Annotated in this window: 21 protein-coding genes; 15 read left to right on the forward strand and 6 right to left on the reverse strand. The window is 36.4% G+C overall.

The window, feature by feature from the left end; genetic code table 11:
* The first annotated feature begins 59 nt into the window (after window positions 1–59).
* The 8 genes from serS to proC all read left to right on the forward strand — a co-directional run bounded on the left by serS (window position 60) and on the right by proC (window position 8,052).
* The gene (gene serS / locus BHE19_RS05985; protein ID WP_017495899.1) at window positions 60–1,331 is read left to right on the forward strand and encodes a serine--tRNA ligase; all 1,272 of its coding nucleotides are present in this window, start codon (window positions 60–62) and stop codon (window positions 1,329–1,331) included.
* A gap of 116 nt (window positions 1,332–1,447) precedes the next feature.
* On the forward strand, window positions 1,448–2,272 hold the full coding sequence (gene lgt / locus BHE19_RS05990; protein WP_070906339.1) for a prolipoprotein diacylglyceryl transferase: 825 nt from the start codon (window positions 1,448–1,450) through the stop codon (window positions 2,270–2,272).
* 98 nt (window positions 2,273–2,370) lie between these two features.
* On the forward strand, window positions 2,371–4,152 hold the full coding sequence (locus tag BHE19_RS05995; protein ID WP_070906340.1) for a tetratricopeptide repeat protein: 1,782 nt from the start codon (window positions 2,371–2,373) through the stop codon (window positions 4,150–4,152).
* 133 nt (window positions 4,153–4,285) lie between these two features.
* The gene (locus BHE19_RS06000; protein WP_070906341.1) at window positions 4,286–4,597 is read left to right on the forward strand and encodes a DUF4286 family protein; all 312 of its coding nucleotides are present in this window, start codon (window positions 4,286–4,288) and stop codon (window positions 4,595–4,597) included.
* Window positions 4,598–4,666: 69 nt separating this feature from the next.
* The gene (locus BHE19_RS06005; RefSeq protein ID WP_070906342.1) at window positions 4,667–4,852 is read left to right on the forward strand and encodes a hypothetical protein; all 186 of its coding nucleotides are present in this window, start codon (window positions 4,667–4,669) and stop codon (window positions 4,850–4,852) included.
* Window positions 4,853–5,057: 205 nt separating this feature from the next.
* Window positions 5,058–5,843 (forward strand): 16S rRNA (adenine(1518)-N(6)/adenine(1519)-N(6))-dimethyltransferase RsmA, encoded by a 786-nt coding sequence (rsmA, locus tag BHE19_RS06010; RefSeq protein ID WP_017495904.1) that lies wholly within the window; start codon window positions 5,058–5,060, stop codon window positions 5,841–5,843.
* On the forward strand, window positions 5,827–7,176 hold the full coding sequence (gene mgtE, locus BHE19_RS06015) for a magnesium transporter (protein WP_070906343.1): 1,350 nt from the start codon (window positions 5,827–5,829) through the stop codon (window positions 7,174–7,176). Before rsmA ends, mgtE begins: the two co-directional genes overlap by 17 nt.
* 99 nt (window positions 7,177–7,275) lie before the next feature.
* Window positions 7,276–8,052 carry a pyrroline-5-carboxylate reductase gene (proC, locus tag BHE19_RS06020; protein WP_070906344.1) on the forward strand — a complete coding sequence of 259 codons (777 nt, stop codon included), beginning with the start codon at window positions 7,276–7,278 and terminating at the stop codon, window positions 8,050–8,052.
* A gap of 124 nt (window positions 8,053–8,176) precedes the next feature.
* On the opposite strand, the gene BHE19_RS06025 is transcribed toward proC, so the two are convergent.
* The 3 genes from BHE19_RS06025 to BHE19_RS06035 form a co-directional block, all read right to left on the reverse strand.
* Window positions 8,177–8,578 (reverse strand): cytochrome c, encoded by a 402-nt coding sequence (locus BHE19_RS06025; protein WP_070906345.1) that lies wholly within the window; start codon window positions 8,576–8,578, stop codon window positions 8,177–8,179.
* A gap of 70 nt (window positions 8,579–8,648) precedes the next feature.
* Window positions 8,649–9,791: a Na+/H+ antiporter NhaA gene (gene nhaA, locus BHE19_RS06030; protein WP_070906346.1), complete on the reverse strand. Its 1,143-nt coding sequence runs from the start codon at window positions 9,789–9,791 to the stop codon at window positions 8,649–8,651.
* 163 nt (window positions 9,792–9,954) lie between these two features.
* Window positions 9,955–10,644, reverse strand: a complete 690-nt coding sequence (locus BHE19_RS06035) for an alpha/beta hydrolase (protein ID WP_017495908.1) — start codon at window positions 10,642–10,644, stop codon at window positions 9,955–9,957.
* 334 nt (window positions 10,645–10,978) lie between these two features.
* Here BHE19_RS06035 and BHE19_RS06040 point away from each other — a divergent pair, with 334 nt between their 5' ends.
* The 4 genes from BHE19_RS06040 to BHE19_RS06055 all read left to right on the forward strand — a co-directional run bounded on the left by BHE19_RS06040 (window position 10,979) and on the right by BHE19_RS06055 (window position 13,263).
* A complete protein-coding gene (locus BHE19_RS06040) occupies window positions 10,979–11,926 on the forward strand; it encodes a 2-hydroxyacid dehydrogenase (protein ID WP_070906347.1) in 948 nt (315 codons plus the stop codon).
* A gap of 180 nt (window positions 11,927–12,106) precedes the next feature.
* Window positions 12,107–12,490 carry a DUF4234 domain-containing protein gene (locus BHE19_RS06045; protein ID WP_017495910.1) on the forward strand — a complete coding sequence of 128 codons (384 nt, stop codon included), beginning with the start codon at window positions 12,107–12,109 and terminating at the stop codon, window positions 12,488–12,490.
* Window positions 12,465–12,929 (forward strand): DUF2752 domain-containing protein, encoded by a 465-nt coding sequence (locus BHE19_RS06050; protein WP_017495911.1) that lies wholly within the window; start codon window positions 12,465–12,467, stop codon window positions 12,927–12,929. The genes BHE19_RS06045 and BHE19_RS06050 overlap by 26 nt, the downstream gene beginning before the upstream one ends.
* Window positions 12,930–12,987: 58 nt before the next feature.
* Window positions 12,988–13,263, forward strand: a complete 276-nt coding sequence (locus tag BHE19_RS06055) for a TM2 domain-containing protein (RefSeq protein WP_017495912.1) — start codon at window positions 12,988–12,990, stop codon at window positions 13,261–13,263.
* 105 nt (window positions 13,264–13,368) lie between these two features.
* Here the strand turns inward: BHE19_RS06055 and BHE19_RS06060 are convergent, their stop codons facing one another.
* Window positions 13,369–15,171, reverse strand: coding sequence for a GNAT family N-acyltransferase (locus BHE19_RS06060; protein WP_070906348.1), 1,803 nt, complete (start codon window positions 15,169–15,171; stop codon window positions 13,369–13,371).
* Between the two features lie 119 nt (window positions 15,172–15,290).
* Between BHE19_RS06060 and BHE19_RS06065 the strand changes: the two genes are divergently transcribed.
* A complete protein-coding gene (locus BHE19_RS06065; protein WP_026109926.1) occupies window positions 15,291–16,052 on the forward strand; it encodes an exodeoxyribonuclease III in 762 nt (253 codons plus the stop codon).
* 114 nt (window positions 16,053–16,166) lie between these two features.
* Complete coding sequence (locus BHE19_RS06070; RefSeq protein WP_026109927.1) at window positions 16,167–17,111, forward strand: OmpA/MotB family protein; 945 nt, start codon at window positions 16,167–16,169, stop codon at window positions 17,109–17,111.
* Window positions 17,112–17,193: 82 nt separating this feature from the next.
* On the opposite strand, the gene BHE19_RS06075 is transcribed toward BHE19_RS06070, so the two are convergent.
* Window positions 17,194–17,802 carry a GEVED domain-containing protein gene (locus tag BHE19_RS06075; RefSeq protein ID WP_070906349.1) on the reverse strand — a complete coding sequence of 203 codons (609 nt, stop codon included), beginning with the start codon at window positions 17,800–17,802 and terminating at the stop codon, window positions 17,194–17,196.
* Between the two features lie 312 nt (window positions 17,803–18,114).
* Between BHE19_RS06075 and BHE19_RS06080 the strand changes: the two genes are divergently transcribed.
* Window positions 18,115–19,152, forward strand: a complete 1,038-nt coding sequence (locus BHE19_RS06080) for an NADP(H)-dependent aldo-keto reductase (RefSeq protein WP_070906350.1) — start codon at window positions 18,115–18,117, stop codon at window positions 19,150–19,152.
* Window positions 19,153–19,283: 131 nt separating this feature from the next.
* Here the strand turns inward: BHE19_RS06080 and BHE19_RS06085 are convergent, their stop codons facing one another.
* Window positions 19,284–21,248 (reverse strand): transglycosylase domain-containing protein, encoded by a 1,965-nt coding sequence (locus BHE19_RS06085; protein WP_070906351.1) that lies wholly within the window; start codon window positions 21,246–21,248, stop codon window positions 19,284–19,286.
* Window positions 21,249–21,262 lie beyond the last annotated feature (14 nt).

A 21,262-nucleotide genomic window follows, 5' to 3' on the forward strand; every position in this document is an offset into this window, starting at 1 on the left:
ATTTCCTTAAATTTGCTTCCATTATAAAAAAAAAATACAATAGTTATAAAAAACAAGCTATGTTACAAATCGCATTTATTAGAGAGAATCAGGAGAAAGTAATCAAGGCTTTAGCAAAACGAAATATCGATGCTAAAAGCGTTGTGGAAGAAGTGGTGCAATTAGACGAAAACCGTCGCGCAACACAAGTAGAATTAGACAATACTTTATCCGAATCTAATAAATTGTCCAAAGATATAGGAGAATTGATGAAAGCTGGCGAGAAATCGAAAGCTGCAATCCTGAAAGAAAAAACAGTTTCCTTAAAAGAAAAAAGCAAAGAATTGGGCGAAAAAGCAGAAGCTTTAGCAGCCGAATTAACCAATAAATTATACACTTTACCTAATCTTCCTGCTGATATTGTTCCCGAAGGAAAAACACCGGATGATAATCTGAACGTTTTTCAGGAAGGAGATATTCCGGTTTTGCACGAAGGAGCACAACCACACTGGGAGTTGGTGAAAAAGTATGATATCATCGATTTTGAATTGGGTGTAAAAATTACCGGAGCAGGATTTCCGGTTTATAAAGGAAAGGGAGCCCGTTTACAGCGTGCTTTGATCAATTACTTTTTAGACAAAAATACTGCTGCCGGATACAACGAAGTTCAGGTACCGCATTTGGTAAACGAAGCTTCAGGTTATGGAACAGGACAATTACCGGACAAAGAAGGGCAAATGTATCATTCAACTGTTGATGATTTGTATTTGATTCCAACCGCTGAGGTTCCGGTTACGAATTTGTTTCGTGATGTGATTTTAAACGAGAGCGATTTGCCGGTTTTGCATACTGCTTATACGCCATGTTTCCGTCGTGAGGCAGGTTCTTACGGAGCTCACGTACGTGGATTGAATCGTTTGCACCAGTTCGACAAAGTAGAAATTGTACGTGTGGAGCATCCGGATAAGTCTTATGAAGCATTAGACGGAATGGTTGAACACATAAAAGACATTTTGAAAGAATTAAAATTACCATACCGTGTTTTACGTTTGTGTGGTGGTGATATGGGCTTCACATCTTCTTTGACTTATGATTTTGAAGTGTTTTCAACGGCACAGGATCGTTGGTTAGAGATCAGCTCGGTTTCTAACTTTGAGACTTTTCAGGCCAATCGTTTGAAATTGCGTTTCAAAGATAAAGACGGAAAAAATCAATTGGCACATACTCTAAACGGAAGTTCATTGGCATTGCCAAGAGTTTTGGCCGGAATTTTAGAAAATTACCAAACTCCGGAAGGAATCGTAGTACCGGAAGTATTACGTCCATACTGTGGATTTGATATTATAAATTAAGATTGAGGTAAAGTTTACAGTATTCAGTCGCGGTCTCAGTTTCCAGTGAATTGCACTGAATATTGAGACTGCGACTGAATACTGTAAACTGAGACTGAATATAAAAAAAGAGGAAGATGAGAGGGATTTTAAATTGGGACGCAGATCCCGTTATTTTTTGGATTACAGATAGTTTTCCATTAAAATATTATGGTGCTTTTTTTGCCTGCGGATTACTGTTGGGCTATGCCATAGTACGTAATATTTACAAAAAAGAAAATCTTTCACTGGATAATCTTGATAGTTTATTGGTTTATGTAATCGTCGGGACCATTTTGGGAGCGAGACTGGGACATTGTTTTTTTTACGAACCGTCCTATTTTTTACAGCATCCAATAGAGATTCTGTTACCCATACAAAAAGTAGCAGGAGTCTATAAATTTGTTGGATACCAGGGGCTTGCAAGCCACGGAGGTTCAATAGGAGTTTTAACCGCTATGGTTTTATATTGTCGAAAGTATAAAGTAAAATTCCTGTGGCTTTTAGATAAAATGGCAATTGGAGTTCCGGTTACGGGAGCTTTTATCAGATTTGGGAATTTTATGAATTCTGAGATTTACGGAAAACCTACTGATGGAAACTGGGGCGTGGTTTTTCAGAGAGACGATTTAATCCCAAGACACCCGACACAGCTGTATGAAGCTTTTGCCTACCTGTTGATTTTTGTGATTTTACTGACAATGTACAAGTCAGAGAAGATACGAAAAGCAGATGGTTTGATCTTTGGCTATTTCCTGATGTTACTGTTTCTGGCGCGATTTATAATTGAGTTTTTCAAAGAAAATCAGGAAGCTTTCGAAAATAGTATGCTCATTAACATGGGACAAATATTGAGTATTCCTTTTATTTTGATAGGTCTGGGACTGATTGTCTGGAAGTCTAAGAATAATGTTTATATTTAGTTTTCAGTCGCGGTTCTCAGTCTCAGTCTATGTTGAATAATGCAAACTGTAAACTGCGACTGCAAACTGTCACTGAACACTGAAAAAAAAGCTATAATATGAAAAACAGCATCATCTATATCGTTTTGTTCTGGTCTGCTTTTGCATTTTCACAGAATGAACAGCTTGCGCAGTATTATTACGATAAAGGTGATTTTGAAAAAGCTAAAATCAGTTACGAAGAACTTTTAAACAGTTCGCCGTCCAATACACAATATTTTTTAAGAACAATTGACTGTTATCAGCAGTTGCAGCAGTTTGAGACTGCACAGAAAGTAATTCAGGATCGTTACAACAAATACAAACAAGGCGTTTTTTTAGTAGAGTTAGGGTATAATTTCCAACTGCAGAAAAACGATGCTAAAGCCAAAAGTTACTACGAACAGGCGATCGAAAAGATTAAAACCAATCCCAATGATGTTTACGGAGTTGGTAATTCTTTTGAGAAAAAAGTACTGCTTGAGTATGCATTACGAGCCTATCAGACAGCCATGTCAATTCAGCCGAATTATAATTTCAATTTTCAAATCGGAATGCTGTACGGACAGTTAGGGCAGACGGATCAGATGATTGATCTTTTACTGACAGAATCGTACAAAAATCCGCAGAATGCAAATTTAATACAGACACAGCTGTCTCGTTTCATGAACGGAGAAACGGATAATACCGCTTTTAAAGATGCAATGCGAAAAGCTTTGATTTTGAGAACACAAAAAGATCAGGATGTGTTTTGGAATCATTACCTGAGTTGGTTTTATGTACAGCAGAAAGAATTCAGTAAAGCTTTTATTCAGGAGAAAGCAATCTACAAACGGGACCCGGAATCACTCTCAAGTATTGTTAATCTGGGACAATTTGCGTTAAATGAAGAGGATACTGATACGGCAGAGGAAATTTTCAATTTTATTCTTCAGATGACTAAAGATCGTGATTTACTCATTCAGACAAATTCGTCTTTGATGCAGATAAAAATTGATAAAGCGCAGGAGAAAGATTATCCATTAATCAATTCCGAACTACAACAATTGCTCATAACCTATGAAATAACTCCTTTTACCTTATCTTTGCAAATAATTCAGGCACATTTTCTGGCTTTTAATCTTAAAAAGACAGAAGAAGGCAAGGATATTATCAAAAAAGCGCTGGAATTAAATCTGAATGCCTATCAGCAGGCAGATGCGAAAATGGAGCTGGCAGACATTCTGCTTTTAGAAGAGAAATTCAATCAGGCACTTATTTATTATTCGCAAATTCAATTGGATTTGAAGAACGATGTAATGGCGCATGAAGCGAGTTTGAAAGCCGCCAAAACAAGTTATTACAAAGGTGATTTCGAGTGGGCTTTGAAACAGTTTAAAGAATTGAAGGCGGCGAATACGCAATTAATTGCCAATGATGCGCTCGAGTATTTTTTACTGATCAACGACAATACAGTTGCCGATTCAACACAAACCGCTTTGAAGCAGTTCGCCAAAGGTGATTTTTTGATGTATCAGAATAAAAAGCAGGAAGCAATAGCTCAGTTTCAGGGGATATTGAAAACGTTTAAAGGGCAGGAAATTGAAGCTGTTACAATGTTGCGTTTAGGTAAAATTTACGAAAGCCTGAAGGATTACACCTCAGCTTTGGCGCAGTATCAGCAGATTATTGACCATCATGGCGACGGAATTTATATAGACGAAGCATTGTTTTTCTCTGCAGAAATTTACAACGATGAATTGCATAATGCAGAAAAGGCAAAGCCTTTATATGAGAAGGTAATTTTTAATCATCAGGACAGTATTTACTTTGTTGATGCCAGGAAAAAATACCGGGAGTTAAGAGGAGACAAGAATTTGTAAAAGAAATAAATTTCAAAAAGCAAATTTCAAATTCCAAAAAATAGAATTAAAAACATGAGAATTGATTTTTAAGTTTCAGAAAAAAAAACTCAGAACCTTAGAGTCTTAGCATCTCAGAACCTTTTGAAAAAAAATGATTATTTACAACGTTACTACCAATATACACGAGAGCGTTCAGGAGCAATGGTTAAAATGGATGCAGGAAAAACATATTCCTGAAATTTTAGCCACACAAAAGTTTTCTTCGGCAAGAATTGTCAGGGTGATGATTGAAGAAGAAATGGGCGGAATTACCTATTCCGTTCAATATGTTACAGACAGTAAAGAAACGTTAGAGCGTTATTATATCGAAGACGAACCGGCATTTCATAGAGAAGCTTTGGAATTATTCGCGGATAAAATGCTTTCTTTCAGAACAGAGCTGGAAGTGATTTCGGAACATTAAAAGAGATCGTTAGACTGTTGGATTATTAGATGTTTTGAATAATTCAACAGTCTAACAATCTAAGAAAAGATGGAGATTCGGTTTCAAACAAAAGAAGAAAGTAACAAACAGCAACAGGAAGATTTCATGAAGTTGTCTAAAACCGAAAGAGTTTACGCTTTTTTTCGTTTGATGGAACAGGTAAGCAGGTTTCCGATTAAGAATAAAGAGGATAAGAATAAAGATAATTTTCTCATTGTGATTAAACCAAAATAGGATGTCATAATTGTGGAATCAAAACATTGATGAATTTATCACTGGAAGACCTGATTACAAGTAAGATTAAAGCGAACAGAGCTAAAGATTTACTCGATATTCAGCAGCTTCGTGAAATAAATAAGAAGTAGATGACTTGATTTTTGGATTATTCGATAATCTAACAATTTAAGTAGTCTGACAATCTAAGAATCTAGAAAAGAGAATGGAAAAAGTAAAAGCTAAAAAACATTTAGGACAACACTTTTTAAAGGATGAAAGTATCGCTAAAGCAATTGCAGATACCTTAAGCCTGAACGGATATGATGAGGTTTTAGAAATAGGGCCGGGGATGGGTGTGTTGACTAAGTATTTGCTTGACAAACCAATTAATACACACGTGATCGAGATCGACACAGAATCGGTGGCGTATTTAGGTGAAAATTATCCAAAATTAAAAGATAACATTATTTCTCAGGATTTCCTGAAGTACAATATTAATGAGGTTTACGAGAACAAGCAATTCGCTATTATCGGAAACTTCCCTTACAATATTTCAACACAGATTGTTTTTAGAACTTTAGAATTTAAACATCAGATTCCGGAATTTTCGGGGATGTTTCAAAAGGAAGTTGCAGAACGAATCTGCGAGAAAAAAGGATCAAAGGCTTACGGAATCTTATCCGTTCTGGCTCAGGCTTTCTATACTACAGAGTACCTGTTTACAGTAGATGAAAACGTCTTTATTCCTCCGCCCAAGGTGAAGTCGGGTGTGATGAGAATGACCCGAAAGGAAGATTATAGTCTTCCGTGCGGAGAAAAATTGTTTTTCACAGTAGTGAAAACGGCTTTTCAGCAAAGACGAAAAACATTACGTAACAGTTTGAAAACATTAAATTTAACTGATAAGTTGCGAGAAGACACTATCTTTGATAAACGTCCTGAACAGCTTAGCGTAGAAGAATTTATTGAACTGACTCAAAAAATAGAAGCCGATGGAGTTCAAAGTTAGCAAAGACTTAATTCAACAATTAGAAGAGCACATTGTTAAGAAAAATGACAAGGAACTTGAAATTTTACTTAACGATTTGCACCATGCTGATATAGCCGAAATTCTGGACGAGCTGGATTTCGATGATGCAACCTATATTTTTAAGGTTTTAGATAGTGATAAAACGGCCGAGATTCTTCTGGAACTAGAAGATGATCTTCGTGAAAACATCTTAAGCCGTCTGTCGCCTAAAGAGATTGCAGAAGAGCTTGATGAGCTTGAAACCAATGATGCGGCGGATATTATCGCCGAACTTTCGCAGGACATTAAAGCAGAGGTAATCTCTGAGTTAAATGACGTTGAACACGCAAAAGACATTGTTGAATTATTGCGTTACGACGAGAATACTGCCGGAGGTTTGATGGGGAAAGAGCTGGTGAAAGTTAATGAAAACTGGAACGTTCTTACTTGTGTCAAAGAAATGCGTATTCAGGCCGAGAATGTTTCCAGAGTACATTCAATCTATGTCGTTGACGATGAGAATCGTTTGAAAGGCAGACTGTCTCTTAAAGATTTATTGACCACTTCAACCAAAACACAGATCGGAGATATTTACATCAGAAAGTTAAATTTTGTAAATGTTGATACCGAAGATGTTGAAGTGGCCCGTATCATGCAGAAATACGATTTAGAGGCAATTCCGGTGGTCGACGAGTTAGGCCGTTTGGTAGGAAGAATTACGATTGATGATATCGTAGACGTAATTAAGGACGAAGCCGATAAAGATTATCAGTTGGCAGCGGGTATTACACAAGACGTTGAATCAAACGATAGTGTTCTGGAATTGACCAAGGCACGTTTGCCATGGCTTTTAATTGGAATGGTAATCGAAATTGTTGCATCATTTGTACTAAAGGGTAACGAAGCCACTTTTCAGAAATATTCAACTCTGATTATTTTTGTACCGTTGCTTTCTGCGACAGCAGGTAACATTGGAGTTCAGGCTTCGGCAATCGTTGTGCAGGGTTTGGCAAACGGAACACTAAAAGAATTCAGCAGAGGATACTTTAGCAAGGAGATAACCGTTTCGATGATTTCGGGAACTATTATTTCGTTGCTTTTACTGGGATATCATTCCATTATGTACCAACAGTACCTGGTAGGAATGGCCATTTCAATTTCGATGATTGTAGTAATTTTGTTTGCAGCGACTCTGGGAACTTTAGTGCCGTTGTTTTTACATAAAAATAAAATCGATCCTGCTATTGCAACAGGGCCCTTTATCACCACAACCAATGACGTATTTGGTATTATGCTCTACTTTGGAGTAGCCAAACTTATTCTTGGATTTTAAGTTTTTGCAACAAATTAGTAGATAAGAGTGATTATTGATCTCTAAAATCGGCGTAATTTGTAACCGAATAATTCGCTATTAACCAGCCAAATAAAAGTAATGAAAGTACACATTATAGGAGGCGGAAACCTCGGGGTTTCTATTGCCTTGGGAATTGCTAAATTCTCTAAAAATAACCAGGTTACCGTTACAAGAAGAAACACGAGCAGTATTCAGTATTTATCAGAGCACGGAATTACGGTTTCATCAGATAATAAACATAGTATTCAGGAAGCTGATGTGGTTATTTTAACCATAAAACCCTATCAGGTAGACGTTGTTTTAGCAGAGATTTTACCTGTTATTAAAGGAAAAACAATTGCCTCGGCCGTAAGCGGATTGTCTCTGGACATGCTTCAGTCTAAAACCAATAATGAATTTGCAGTAGTTAGAATTATGCCCAATATTGCTGCGCAGTTTGGCGAATCGGCAACCTGTATTTCTTTTCCTGAACAAGACAGAGAAAAAGCATTACCAATTGTTGATTTATTTCAGGATTTGGGGACTGCTCCGGTAATTGATGAAAAATTAATGGATGCAGCAACTGTTCTTGGTGCCTGTGGAACAGCTTATGCCTTAAGATATATTCGCGCTTCTATGCAGGCCGGAATCGAAATTGGATTTGATTCTAATACCGCGTTGGCAATTGCGGCTCAAACGGTCAAAGGAGCGGCAAAAATGTTGTTGGAGGAACAAGTACATCCGGAACAATTAATCGACCGTGTAACGACGCCTCAGGGCTGTACAATTGTAGGTTTGAATGAAATGGAGCATAATGGTTTCAGTTCGTCTTTAATAAAAGGAATAAAGACCTCTTTGAAGCAAATTAAGGGTTAGGATAAGGAAATTCCAAATATTAAAAATCCCAAATTCCAATTTAGTTAAACTTGGAATTTGGGATTTCTGTTTTAGGACTACTATGGTTTTTAATTATTTCTATGACGAAGAAATGTATCGTTAGTTAATTTCTACAATATTCAATTAGATTAGCGATTTCTTCTTTGTGTAAAACTTTTGAAAATGTTGCTTTATGATAATCAATTCCAAATTCTTCAATTTTTGTATTGTTTATTTTGCCCTTTTTGTTAATTAACCATTTTACAAACACTAATGAATCTGTTTCGCTAAGTGCAGGTCCAGTTGATCTGACATGTTTTTTATGACAGGCTGCACAATTTGAATTAAAAATCTCTTTTCCCTTGGTTGCTTTTTCTGTTAAATTAGGTGTTCCGCAAAACTCAGGAACAGGTGTTCTACAATTAAAAGCTGGCGGAACGTATGTTTTTATCTGATACAATATTACTGCAACAAGAATAGTAATAAGTGTTATTGATAAAAGTAATATTTGTTTAATTTTTTTCATTTAGAAAGGCAAACAGTATAAAAACTCCAATTACAATAGTGTTGGAATTTGGGAATTTTAATATTAGAATTTAAACATGTTTTCTGCTTAAAGTATATTTCAGATAAACTAACCCAAAAAGACCCGAAAGCACAGAGGCAATCAGAATAGCGATCTTCGAGAAAACAATAATTTCAGGATCTTTAAAAGCTAGAATAGTGATGAAGATGGACATGGTAAAACCAATTCCGCCCAGCATTCCGGCACCTAGTATATGAGCCCACTTTAAGTTTTTAGGTAAGCTGCACAATCCAAGACTTACACCAATAGCCGAGAAAAGTAAAATCCCTAAAGGTTTGCCTACTACAAGCCCCAGGATAATTCCAAATGTATTAGGGTGATTCAATCCTTCGTGCCAATCTGACTGAATAGCAATACAGGTATTAGCAACAGCAAACAAAGGCAGAATAAAAAAGGCAACCGGTTTGTGTAGAAAATGCTGTAATTTATAAGAAACAGAATTTTCATCGCCATTTCCAAACGGAATTACAAAAGCCAGAATTACTCCTGTGATGGTAGCATGAACACCTGAGTTTAACATGAAATACCACATTACAACACCTCCGATAAGATACGGGATAAGGTTGTGAACTTTCAAACGATTCAAAACAAACAAGAAAACCCAGATTCCCAACGCAATTGCAAGATTTATAAATGCGATTGAGGTTGTATAGAATATGGCAATAACGATTATGGCTCCCAAGTCATCTATAACAGCCAAGGCAGTTAAAAAAACTTTTAGCGACGAAGGAACTTTTTTTCCTAAAAGAGATAAGATTCCGATGGCAAAAGCGATGTCGGTTGCCATTGGGATTCCTGCTCCGTTTTGAGTTGCTGTTCCAAAATTTAAAATCAGAAAAATACCGGCAGGAACTAACATTCCGCCCAAGGCTGCCATGATAGGTAAAGAGGCATTTTTAATATTAGACAATTCACCGTGATAAATCTCCCTTTCTAATTCTAAGCCAATTAACAAAAAGAAAATAGCCATTAAACCATCATTAATCCAGTGTGTAATTGAATGTCCGTTGAGGTCTTTTTCCCAGAAAGCAATATATTCCGTTTGATAAGACGAATTGGCAAGACAAAGCGATATGATGGTGACAAAAAGCAGGAGTAGTCCCCCTGATTTTTCATTGTTGAAGAAGGCTTTAAAAGTTTTTGTTAATTTCATTTTTATAAAAGTTCAGTGAATTTAGAAGGGATTTTTTGGAGGCATATATTTTCAAAGTTAAAAAAAAATGAACGAATAAAAAATTCAGGTGTATCGCGTTACGGGATGCGGTTGCGGTATTAAATAAAAAAAACCGCTAATAGTAAGCGGTTTGGAGTGTTTCTTAGAATGTAGCAGCTGCTTCTAAAATTAAGGCTGTCACTTCTTTGGGGTGTGATGCGAGCGAGGCATGTCCTGCGTCGAGACGAATGATCTTTTTAGGGTTTATTCGCTCTGCCATTTCTTTTTCTGTTTCCGGTGGAATCATGTTATCGAAGTTGGAAATTTGATACCAGCTTGGTTTGTTTTTCCATGCCGGTTCACCTGCGATGTCTCCAAAGCATTGTCCGTGTATTGGTTTTTGGGCCAGTGATAAGACCAGTGTTTCTTTATGGTCTAAATCCTGAGCAAATGCATCATGAAACTCATCATATTTAATCCATAGAAAACCTTTTGGGTCAGGATAAATACTGGCTCCGCCCGATCCTGGTCTGCGGCCTAAAAGAGCTCCCAGACTATCTCCTGCATCAGGAGCAAATGCTGCAATGTAAACTAAGCCCACCACTTTATCATGATGTCCGGCACCCGAAATTACTGCTCCTCCATAAGAATGTCCTACCAGAAGTACTTTTCCTTCCTGAGCATCAATTAAATCCTGAGTTTTATTTATATCATCTTGTAAAGAAGTCAAAGGGTTTTGAACGCTTCGCACTTTATATCCCTCTTTTACGAGTCCCGGAATTACATGTTGCCAATGTGAGCCATCTCCCCAAGCACCGTGAACCAAAATAATGGTTAAATCTTTTGTTGCCATAATTACTGTTGTTTAATTGATTAAAATAGAATTGTTAATTTAAAATTCAATATGTCATGTAGCAAAATGGGGCGAGTTGTCCTCTGAAGTAAAAATCTATGTATAAATGTATGAAATTAAATAATTCGTTAATGTTAAGATATAGAGAACTTTGTGTAGTAACTGTTTTAATTTCAGTGGCTAAGGTTCTTGCCTGAAAACCGGGAAGCTACTGCAGTCAAATTTTTTAAAGTCATTTTTCTTTACATCTCTGTGAACTCCGGAAGCTAATAGTCGAAACAGAAAAATTAAATAAAGAATAAGCTGTATTTTTGTTTTATAAAAATAGCATACAATGAGTATAAAAATTCTTCATATTGATAGCAATCATCCGGTTTTATGGCAACAACTGGAAGATGTAGGTTTTGAAAATTACGCAGATTTTAAATCTTCTAAAGAAGAAATTGAAGCGAAAATTGCAAATTACAACGGAATTGTGATCCGAAGCCGTTTTAAAATTGATAAGACCTTTTTAGATCAGGCGACTAACTTAAAGTTTATTGCTCGTGTAGGGGCTGGCCTGGAAAGTATTGACTGTGAGTATGCCGAAACAAAAGGAATTCATTTAATTGCCGCGCCCGAAGGAAATCGCAATGCAGTTGCAGAACATTCGCTGGGAGTGATTTTGTCTTTGTTTAATAATCTCAATCAGGCAGATGCCGAAGTGAAATCAGGACATTGGAATAGGGAAAGTAACCGCGGTCATGAATTAGATGGTAAAACAGTGGGGATCATTGGTTACGGAAATATGGGAAAAGCATTTGCGAAAAAACTTCGCGGCTTCGAGACGGAAGTGTTGTGTTACGATATTCTGGATAATGTAGGCGATCAAAATGCGAAACAGGTGTCATTAGCTGAGCTACAGCAAAAAAGTGATGTTCTGAGTCTTCATCTTCCGTGGACTCCTGAAACGGATAAAATGGTGGATCAAAGTTTTATAAATGCTTTTTCAAAACCCTTTTGGATTATAAATACCTCACGCGGTAAAAACATTGTCACAGCAGATTTAGTAGAGGCGATGAAAACTAAAAAGATTTTAGGCGCGGGTCTTGATGTTTTGGAGTATGAGAAATTATCTTTCGAAACCTTGTTTCAGGAAGAAAGTACACCAGAAGCCTTGCGATATTTAATGGAGTCTAAAAATGTTTTACTGACACCTCATATTGCCGGCTGGACATTTGAAAGTCATGAACGACTGGCTCAGGTGATAGCTGACAAGATAAAAGCGGTCTTTAACAGCTAGTTTTCTAGGATGAGATTCAAATTTAACTTCCTTTTTACAATTAAATAACGAGTTTTTTCTGAAGAGTTTTTGGGTTATAATTAGTTTTTAATATTATTTTTTAATAATATTGTTTCTAAATAAGGAGTAACCGAAAATCCCAAGAGTAGGACATAACCAATTAATTTTAACTAGTAAAAAATGGAAAACGATTTTAAAGAAACGTCAAATAATTTTAATGACCAAATTCCGGTATTCAAAGTAGATCCAATAATGGTGTTGCTTTTTAGTTTTTTAACTTGCGGATTGTACTTGATTTATTGGAATATTAAAGTATCTGAGGTTTTTAATGCCGTAGCAGGAAAAGAGGTAATCTCTCAGCCAGTTGCAATCTTTGCAGGATGCTGTATGCCGGTAAATATTTATTTTTATTATTTAGCTGGAAAAGAAGCGTTGCCAAAAGTTTATCAAAGAACTGGAGAGCTTCAAAAAGACCAGTCAACTTTATTAATTGTTTTAGGGTTCTTTTTTCCTATGGCAGCAGCAATGATTGTACAAGGTGATATCAACAGATTATACAAATAATAGTAGAATAAAACGTAAAATTTACGGAATTATCGGTGCAGCAATTACACTGATAATTCCGTTTTTTTTAATGCTCGACAACCATAACGACCATCTGGAGACAGATCAGTCGTTTTGTCCTTTTAAAATGGTAACCGGTTTCCCTTGTCCGGGTTGCGGAATTACCAAGTCATTAGTTTATTTTTATGAAGGCGACATCTATAAATCGCTTAGTTACCATATTCTGGGCCCGTTTGTAATTGTATTTTGCTGGCTCACTATAATTATACTGACTACTGAAATTATTACTAAAAAAGAATATTTTTCAGGGCTACTGTACAATAGAAAATTAGCTTACAACATGGCTTATTTTTTAGGCTTTTATCATTTGATACGATTGGTTCTATTTATTAGAGAAAGCTCTTTTGATGATATTTTGCATCAGTCTATCTGGTTTTAAGTCTAAGAATTCCATCCACATAATGTTGAATTTAGAATAACTAAAAATCACTATAAAAATGGAAAACAGTAAAACAGAACATTGGAACAATCCTCCGGTTCATCGGGAGGAGAATAAAAAAGTAGTTGCAGGAATCCTGGCAATCTTATTAGGTGCGCTGGGTATTCATAAGTTTTATTTAGGATACAATAAAGAAGGCGTTATCCAGCTTATTCTCGGATTTATTTTTGGAATAGGAGGCATAATAGGTGTGATCGAAGGAATAATTTATCTCACCAGATCAGATGAAGAATTTTATCAAACCTATCAGGTTGGACAGAAAGGCTGGTTTTAAGTGTCTGAATCCTTCAAAAAAATAAATAAAAAATTCCAAATTCCAATAGGCTGAGCTCTTTTTGGGATTTGGAATTTTTTATTTGGAATTTGAAACTATTTTTGATTAATCCTCTTTCTCTGATAATTTGCGTTCTAATTCTATCTGAAATTCTTCAATAACAGGTTTCATGGTACTTTCAGGAATATCTGCTATTCTAATGTACATTAAGCCGTCTACAGCATTGTTGAACAAAGGATCAACATTAAAGGCGACTACACGGGCATTTTGCTTGATGTATTTTTTGATCAAAACTGGCAAACGTAAATTTCCTGGTTCCAGTTCATCAATAATCTTGTCAAACTTGTTCAGGTCAGACTCGGCTTCGTCGAAGATAAAATCTTTATCAGCGTCTTTTAATTTTACCTTGTACGCTTTTTTAGGGTGAATGTATTGTGCAATATAAGGATCATAATAGTTAGACTTCATGAACTCAATCATTAACGATTTAGAGAAGTCAGAAAACTGATTGCTGATACTTACACCACCAAGCAAATATTTATGTTCCGGATAACGTAAGGTAGTATGAATAATTCCTTTCCACAACAAGAACAAAGGCATTGGTTTTTGCTGGTATTCTTTGATGATAAAAGCACGTCCCATTTCGATTGATTTGTGCATCATATCATGCAATTCCGGTTCAAACCTGAAAAGATCCGTTAAATAAAAACCTTCAATACCGTGTTTTGGATAGATTTCAGAACCTAATCCCATGCGATAAGCACCAGCTATTTTTTTGGTGTCGTCATCCCACAAAAACATATGATGATAATACTGGTCGTATTCGTCTAAGTCAATAGATTCATTGGTTCCTTCGCCCACTTCACGGAACGTAATTTCACGTAAACGACCAATTTCGTGTAAGATATTCGGAATTGATTTTGCACGCGCAAAAAATACTTCGTAGTTTTTACTCTGCAACAACCTGCAGTCACTGTTTCTTAACGCACAAACCTCGTCAATCATTTTTGACTCATTTGCCGGAGTTGCAATTTTTTTAGGTGCTTTCGGAATCTTTAAGCTTGCGGTGTCTAATAATTTGCTGTCTTTCTCAAAAGGATTAGCCAGCATATAGGTTTTCTTTCTTAAAAATTCAGAATATTCTTCAAATGATTCGATTTCATTTTGTTCGTTCACCGAGATCGGTTTTCCGATACGAACTTTAATCACACGGTCTTTTTGCGTAAGCAGCTCCGAAGGTAATTTTGCTGTACGTAAAGTATCGTCAATCTTAGAAAGCCAATAAAACAACTTACTGTTTTTGGCATGGAAATAAATAGGGATAACCGGGACTTTGGCTTTTCGGATTAACTTCAAAGCACCTTCTTCCCAAGGTTTATCCACGACTAATTTTCCATCCTTGTAAGTCGAAACTTCCCCGGCAGGGAAAATTCCCAACGGTTTCCCGTCACTTAAATGGCGTAAGGTTTCTTTAATCCCCACCACGCTTGATTTAGCATCCTTATGATTTTCAAAAGGATTAACAGGCATGATGTATTTTTTAAGCGGAACAATTCTATGTAGTAAAAAGTTGGCAATGATTTTAAAATTAGGTTCTCTTTCAAGCATTAATTTTAAAAGTAAAATACCATCAATTCCCCCCAGAGGGTGATTTGAAATGGTAATATAAGCACCATCTTTCGGTAAACGTTTTAAATCTTCTTCGGGAATTTCAAATTTGATTTCCATCTCATCCAAAATCCCGTTTAGAAATGCAACATCCTCTAAATGTTTATTGTGATCGTAAATTTTATTTAGAGTAGATATTTTAAGGACTTTCATAAGAAGCCAGCCCGAAAAAGTACCCAAAACTCCGTACTTATCAACATTTATCGCTTTTGCAACTTCTTTCGCGGTAACTAAACCCATGTACTATTTTTAATTTATTAAGAGCAGCGAACAAAGATAACAAAAAACTCTACTTTTCGCTGTTTCAAATGCAAACTTTCCACTTTTTTATTACATTTGAAATCCTAAAAAAAACACTGATGAAAATTATTTCTTATAATGTAAACGGAATACGTGCCGCAATAACCAAAGGTTTTATTGAATGGCTGCAACAAGCTAATCCAGATGTGATTTGTCTTCAGGAAATAAAAGCTACAGAAGAGCAAATTCCGGTTGAGGATATCACCGCTGCCGGTTATCCCTATCAATATTATTATCCGGCAACTAAAAAAGGATATAGTGGCGTTGCTATCCTGTCTAAAACAAAACCTAATAATGTGGTTTACGGAACGGGAATTCAGCATATGGATTTTGAAGGACGTAACCTTCGTGCCGATTTTGATGATTGTTCTGTAATGAGTTTGTACCTGCCTTCAGGAACTAATATTGAAAGACTGGATCATAAATTTATGTTTATGGACGATTTTCAAACTTATATTAACGAGTTAAAATTAATGATTCCGAATCTGATTATTTGTGGTGATTACAACATTTGCCATGAAGCGATTGATATTCACGATCCGGTTCGAAATAAAACGGTTTCAGGATTTTTACCGGCAGAACGTGCCTGGCTAGACGCATTCATGAAATCAGGCTTTATCGACAGTTTCCGTCATTTTAATAAAGAACCGCATCATTATTCCTGGTGGAGTTACCGTGCAGGAGCCCGAGGAAACAACAAAGGCTGGCGTATCGATTACAATCTGGTGAGTAATGTTATGGAGCATAGGTTAAAAAGAGCCGTAATTCTTCCGGATGCCGTTCATTCAGACCATTGTCCTGTTTTAGTCGAAATAGAGTAAAAGTGGTATTGTTATTGTTGAATGAATTACCGTTTAAATTTAAACATTGACATAGTCATTGGTATTGAGTTTTTACATGGCACGATTATTAATACCCTCCAAATAAAACAAAAAATGATTAAAAAGGCCTCTGTCGGATTACTGGTTGTAGCAATGTCTATGACCTCATGCGTGTCCAAGAAAATTTACAACGATCTTGAAACCAAATATTCGGATCTGAAAAAAGAAAATCGTTCCATTACGGATGAAAATGAGAGTTTGCAGAAATCAAAAAATCAGTTAGAACTTGATCGTGACGCTTTAACAAAAGATTTAAATGCAACTAAAACGGATCTTGAAAAACAAAAAGCAGATCTGGCTGCTCAACAGAAAAAATACAAAGTACTTCAGGATTCTTATAATGCCTTGGAGAAAAACAGCAACGATGCTTTAGAAAGTAATATGGCTAAAAACCGTGAACTTTTGGCACAGCTGGAAGCGAAATCTAAAAAATTGGCTGATGAACAGGCTCGTTTGGATAAAACAGCAAATCGTCTGAACGAATTGGAAGCAATGATCGCAGCAAAAGAAGAAGCAATGCGTAAATTGAAAGAGACCCTGTCGAAAGCTTTAAACGGTTTTGAAGGCAAAGGACTAACGGTAGAACAGAAAAACGGAAAAGTATATGTTTCGATGGAAAACAAACTGCTTTTTAATTCAGGAAGCTGGGCCGTTGGTACCGAAGGTAGAAAAGCTGTAGTGGAACTTGGAAAAGTGTTAGGGGATAATCCCGATCTTTCGGTTTTAATTGAAGGACATACTGATGATGATCCTTACGCAGGTTCAGGACCGATTGCCAACAACTGGGATTTGTCTACCAAAAGAGCCACTGCCATTGTGAACATTCTAAGTGAAAATACTAAAATCAATAAGCAAAAATTAACGGCAGCAGGCCGTAGCGAATTTTCTCCTCTGGCAAGTAATGCTACTCCGGAAGGAAAAGCAAAAAACCGTCGTATCGAGATCATTTTAACGCCAAGATTGGACGAGATTGCGGAGATGCTTAATAGTATAAATTAAGACGCTAAGGTTCTAAGGGGCTAAGTCTCTAAGATTTTAAAAAAAAAGGTTCAAAGTTTTACTTTGAGCCTTTTTTAATTGTTTACAATTTAGCTTTAATGTTTACGGTATAATCTTCGACCTGTCCATACTGAAAAGTTCCACAGCCGGTTCCAAAAGGCGGGTCGGTAACAGGTGTACCGGGCAGAGATAATATACTTCTCATCTCAATCCTCATTCTGGTAGAACCTAGCGATGCTGTGGAGGGGATGGTAATTGTTCCGCTTACAGGATCAGTACCTTGTTTACTTTTCCAGACTGTTTCTCCCGGATCAGTGAAGTCGCCATCTTGATTGTAATCGATGTAGACAAAAAATTGTACGCCAAAGCCATCTTTTCCATATTGACTGTAAAGACCAGGTGTAAGTGAAATAGTATTGCTTGAACCTAATGCGAAATTGCCAGATATGTTAGTGAAATCTTCATAACCTCCTTTGCCTGTTGAAGCATTGTTGATACTGCCAAAAACGACTTTATCTAATCGCTCTTCACTAGTTATAATCCCTGCTGATTCACAATACTTAGGTGGTACTGATACTACCGGATCTTGTTTTACTTCTTCTTTTACTTGTTCTGGAGGTGTTTTAGTGTTTTCTTCAGTTGAACATGCAAAAAATGAGAAGGTCAGAATTCCCAGAATAATTTTTTTCATTTTGTTTGGGGTTTAAGGTGTTAAAAATTTATAAGATAATTGTTGTTCAGAGCAACTGTATGTTGCTGTGAGCAAGTAAATTTATAGAGACTATTCTTATACATTCTTTTAAAAGAAATGTCTGGTTGATGACTTGTAACAATTGGGGCGTTGCAGGTGGCAAAAGGTAAAATCTAACCTTATCTTTTTTTTAACTTTTGAGAGATTTTCATTTGAAGAATCGCTTCGTATCTTTGAGTTTTAATAGTCGAATGCTGAAAGCTTAAAATTGTAGCAACTCAGCTCCTTAGTAACTTAGAGCTTTAAGAAGAAATGAAATACACCACTTTACCCCATACCGACATAAAAGTTAGTAAAATCAATCTCGGAACGATGACTTTCGGGCAACAGAATACAGAAGCCGAAGGGCATCAGCAAATGGATTACGCATTGGAGAGAGGCGTTAATTTTTTTGACACAGCCGAAATGTATTCCGTTCCCGCACGTGAAGAAACTTACGGAAGTACAGAGAAAATTATAGGAACCTGGTTTAAGAAATCGGGAAATCGTGACAAAGTGGTATTGGCTACCAAAATTGCTGGTCCGAATCCTGCGTTCACATACATGCGTGAAAAAGGTGATTTCTCACCAGCGAGCATCAAATATGCTTTAGAGAACAGTTTAAGACGTCTGCAAACCGATTATATCGATTTGTATCAGATGCATTGGCCGGAGCGAAAAACCAATTGTTTTGGACAACGTGCTTTTAACGGTCACGACGATGTTTGGGAAGACAACTTCAGAGAAGTACTAGAAACATTTGACGGCTTAATTAAAGAAGGTAAAATAAAACATATTGGAGTTTCGAATGAAAATGCCTGGGGAATGATGCGCTTTTTAGAAGAAAGCAAATACCAGAACCTTCCAAGAATTAAAACAGTTCAAAATCCGTACAGTTTGCTGAATCGTCTTTTTGAAGTAGGTTCTGCCGAAGTTTCAAAGTATGAAAATGTGGGATTGTTGGCTTATTCTCCTTTGGCCTTTGGAGTTTTGACGGGTAAATTTTTAACCGGAGAAGCACATCTAAATGCCAGAATTAATCTTTTTCCGCAATATACACGTTACAATAGTGCGCAAAGTACACAGGCCACAAAATTATATCAGGAAATCGCGATTAAACATGGCTTAACCTTAACCCAATTAGCGATGGGATTTGTGTTACAGCAGCCATTTTTAACAAGCGCTATTATTGGTGCCACAACTATGGAGCAGCTAAAAGAAAATATTGATACGATTGATGTAGTGTTGTCAGAAGAAATTATAGCCGAAATTAATGCTGTTCAGGCCATAATTCCTGATCCGGCTCCTTAATTAGTACTACTAAATTAAACACAAATTCCACAAATTAACACGGATTGAACTCGTGTTAGTTTGTGGAATTTTTATGTAGAGGATAAGTGATTTCAAACCTAAAATTAGTGCCAATCCATGAAATCCGTGTTTTACAGGTCAAATTCGTCTTCAATCGCTAAAGAATCATTCTTTACCGCTGTAGAATCCGGAGCTTTAATTCTTATCAGCGAACGCGCATTTCCCGAAATGTAAACGGGTAATTGTCCAAGCGTATCTTCAGGAACCAACAAACCTCTTCGGAACATTAAATTCTTCAGGAATTTTTGATTTTTCAATGCGTAATCCCTTAAATTGCCTTGATCATTAAATTGATACATGAATTTTCTGGGTTTCGGAATAATTGTCGCTAAGTACAGACATTCATCAACATTCAAATTAGCGGGGCTTTTCTGGAAGTAAAAATGACTTGCTTCTCCAATCCCGTACACATTAGGGCCCCATTCGATAATGTTGAAATAAACTTCCAGCATTCTTTCTTTGCTTACAACGCGATTGTTCTCTAAAATGTATACCAGTAAAATTTCTTCGAGTTTACGTGAAAGCGTTTTTTCTCTGGTCAGGAAAACATTTTTAATCAGCTGCATGCTAATGGTACTTGCGCCGCGTGAGAATTTTTTGGTTCTGATGTTCTTTAAAATGGATTGTTTAAAAGCTTCATTAATAAAACCACGATGCGAAAAGAACGACGGATCTTCAGTCGTCAGAACACATTTTCGTAAATAAGGTGAAATTTGATCTAAAGGCGTATAGTTAGGGTTTGCATTTCCAACCAAAACCGGGCGTTGCAGCACATTCTGAATAATAGCGCGATAAACAAACTCTCCATTCAGCTTGTTAAGATCTGCTTCGCCGTATTTCGTGATTTTTAAACCTTCTTTGTTAAGTTTACTATCAAAAACCAAAGCATTCGGTTTGTTTTTATTGAATTTAAAATCGAGCTTGTAGTCAAAACTTCCGGCAGCTTCCATTCCTTCAAAATGGGTAAACAAACCTTCGGGCAGAGAAACAATAAAATCTTGTGCCTGCATTTTAGGAATGTTTACTTTTAAAGTATAAACGGTATCTTTCTCAGTGTCATAAGAAACATAAGGATGCAGTTTGATTTTATTCAACTGCATGGTCGAAGTGCTGTCGATCGAAATAAAACTATCTCCCAGTAAGAAACGATAATCAAAACGGGCATTTTTAATCACAACATCTTTGCTGGCAATTTTCGGATGATTGATTTTTAAATTAGTGATAGACGTATAACCGTCAAGATGTAATTCGCTGCCGTCTTTTTCAATATTCTGAACATTCAGGCGAATCGAATCAAAGCTCGCTTTTAAGTTGTAACGTTCGTCTAAGTACGGAACACGAATGGCTCCGGTATCGAGATTAAAAAAACGAATGTCAGCTTTTTTATTTCTCGGATCGGCAAAGCCTTTGATGTTCCATCGCTGATCAAAATCTTTGCTTTGAACATGAAGGTTGGTTTCAAGCTGTTTGTTGTCTAAAACCAGTTTGTTGATGGCTACAGACGTTTTTTTTCCATTGTCATCAATTCTGAAATTTAAATTCTCAAGCTTCATATCGGTCGGAACCAGATTTAATAGTTTCGAAATGATGCGATAAGCAAAGGAAGCGTATTTGCGTTTTTCGTTTTTGTCAGAATCTGATTTGTCTTTTTTTAAGAAAGCATCAAAATTGCGAACATTTCCTTTTTTAACCAGTTGAATGTAGCCGTTGTTGACTTTTAAAGTTCCAATTTGAACATCACCAATCAATAAATTGGCAAGACTGATGCTGGTTTCTATTTTTTGAATATGACAAAGTGTGTCGGCATTTTTAGGAACCAGAATAACGTTGGTTAATTTTATGCCGGACAAACCGTCAAATGAAGCTGATTTTACGGAAAATGTACTGTTGTATTCCGTATTCATTTTGTGAGTTACTTTAGCGATAGCTTGTTTGAGAAGTGAATCGCGAAAAAAGTAAAATCCTAAAAAAAGCACTACCAATACCAGGGCAAGTATCAGAAGTGCTTTTGCTATTTTTTGTTTTGGAAATTTCATAGGTAGGTTGATAA

It is taken from the genome of Flavobacterium tructae (assembly GCF_001853485.1).
Taxonomy (GTDB): Bacteria; Bacteroidota; Bacteroidia; order Flavobacteriales; family Flavobacteriaceae; genus Flavobacterium; species Flavobacterium tructae.

Bases quoted from the DNA above. Each gene is read 5' to 3' on its own strand.
- serS (WP_017495899.1), top strand. From the start codon at position 60: ATGTTACAAATCGCATTTATTAGAGAGAATCAGGAGAAAGTAATCAAG.
- lgt (WP_070906339.1), top strand. From the start codon at position 1,448: ATGAGAGGGATTTTAAATTGGGACGCAGATCCCGTTATTTTTTGGATT.
- BHE19_RS05995 (WP_070906340.1), top strand. From the start codon at position 2,371: ATGAAAAACAGCATCATCTATATCGTTTTGTTCTGGTCTGCTTTTGCA.
- BHE19_RS06000 (WP_070906341.1), top strand. From the start codon at position 4,286: ATGATTATTTACAACGTTACTACCAATATACACGAGAGCGTTCAGGAG.
- BHE19_RS06005 (WP_070906342.1), top strand. From the start codon at position 4,667: ATGGAGATTCGGTTTCAAACAAAAGAAGAAAGTAACAAACAGCAACAG.
- rsmA (WP_017495904.1), top strand. From the start codon at position 5,058: ATGGAAAAAGTAAAAGCTAAAAAACATTTAGGACAACACTTTTTAAAG.
- mgtE (WP_070906343.1), top strand. From the start codon at position 5,827: ATGGAGTTCAAAGTTAGCAAAGACTTAATTCAACAATTAGAAGAGCAC.
- proC (WP_070906344.1), top strand. From the start codon at position 7,276: ATGAAAGTACACATTATAGGAGGCGGAAACCTCGGGGTTTCTATTGCC.
- BHE19_RS06025 (WP_070906345.1), bottom strand. From the start codon at position 8,578: ATGAAAAAAATTAAACAAATATTACTTTTATCAATAACACTTATTACT.
- nhaA (WP_070906346.1), bottom strand. From the start codon at position 9,791: ATGAAATTAACAAAAACTTTTAAAGCCTTCTTCAACAATGAAAAATCA.
- BHE19_RS06035 (WP_017495908.1), bottom strand. From the start codon at position 10,644: ATGGCAACAAAAGATTTAACCATTATTTTGGTTCACGGTGCTTGGGGA.
- BHE19_RS06040 (WP_070906347.1), top strand. From the start codon at position 10,979: ATGAGTATAAAAATTCTTCATATTGATAGCAATCATCCGGTTTTATGG.
- BHE19_RS06045 (WP_017495910.1), top strand. From the start codon at position 12,107: ATGGAAAACGATTTTAAAGAAACGTCAAATAATTTTAATGACCAAATT.
- BHE19_RS06055 (WP_017495912.1), top strand. From the start codon at position 12,988: ATGGAAAACAGTAAAACAGAACATTGGAACAATCCTCCGGTTCATCGG.
- BHE19_RS06060 (WP_070906348.1), bottom strand. From the start codon at position 15,171: ATGGGTTTAGTTACCGCGAAAGAAGTTGCAAAAGCGATAAATGTTGAT.
- BHE19_RS06065 (WP_026109926.1), top strand. From the start codon at position 15,291: ATGAAAATTATTTCTTATAATGTAAACGGAATACGTGCCGCAATAACC.
- BHE19_RS06070 (WP_026109927.1), top strand. From the start codon at position 16,167: ATGATTAAAAAGGCCTCTGTCGGATTACTGGTTGTAGCAATGTCTATG.
- BHE19_RS06075 (WP_070906349.1), bottom strand. From the start codon at position 17,802: ATGAAAAAAATTATTCTGGGAATTCTGACCTTCTCATTTTTTGCATGT.
- BHE19_RS06080 (WP_070906350.1), top strand. From the start codon at position 18,115: ATGAAATACACCACTTTACCCCATACCGACATAAAAGTTAGTAAAATC.
- BHE19_RS06085 (WP_070906351.1), bottom strand. From the start codon at position 21,248: ATGAAATTTCCAAAACAAAAAATAGCAAAAGCACTTCTGATACTTGCC.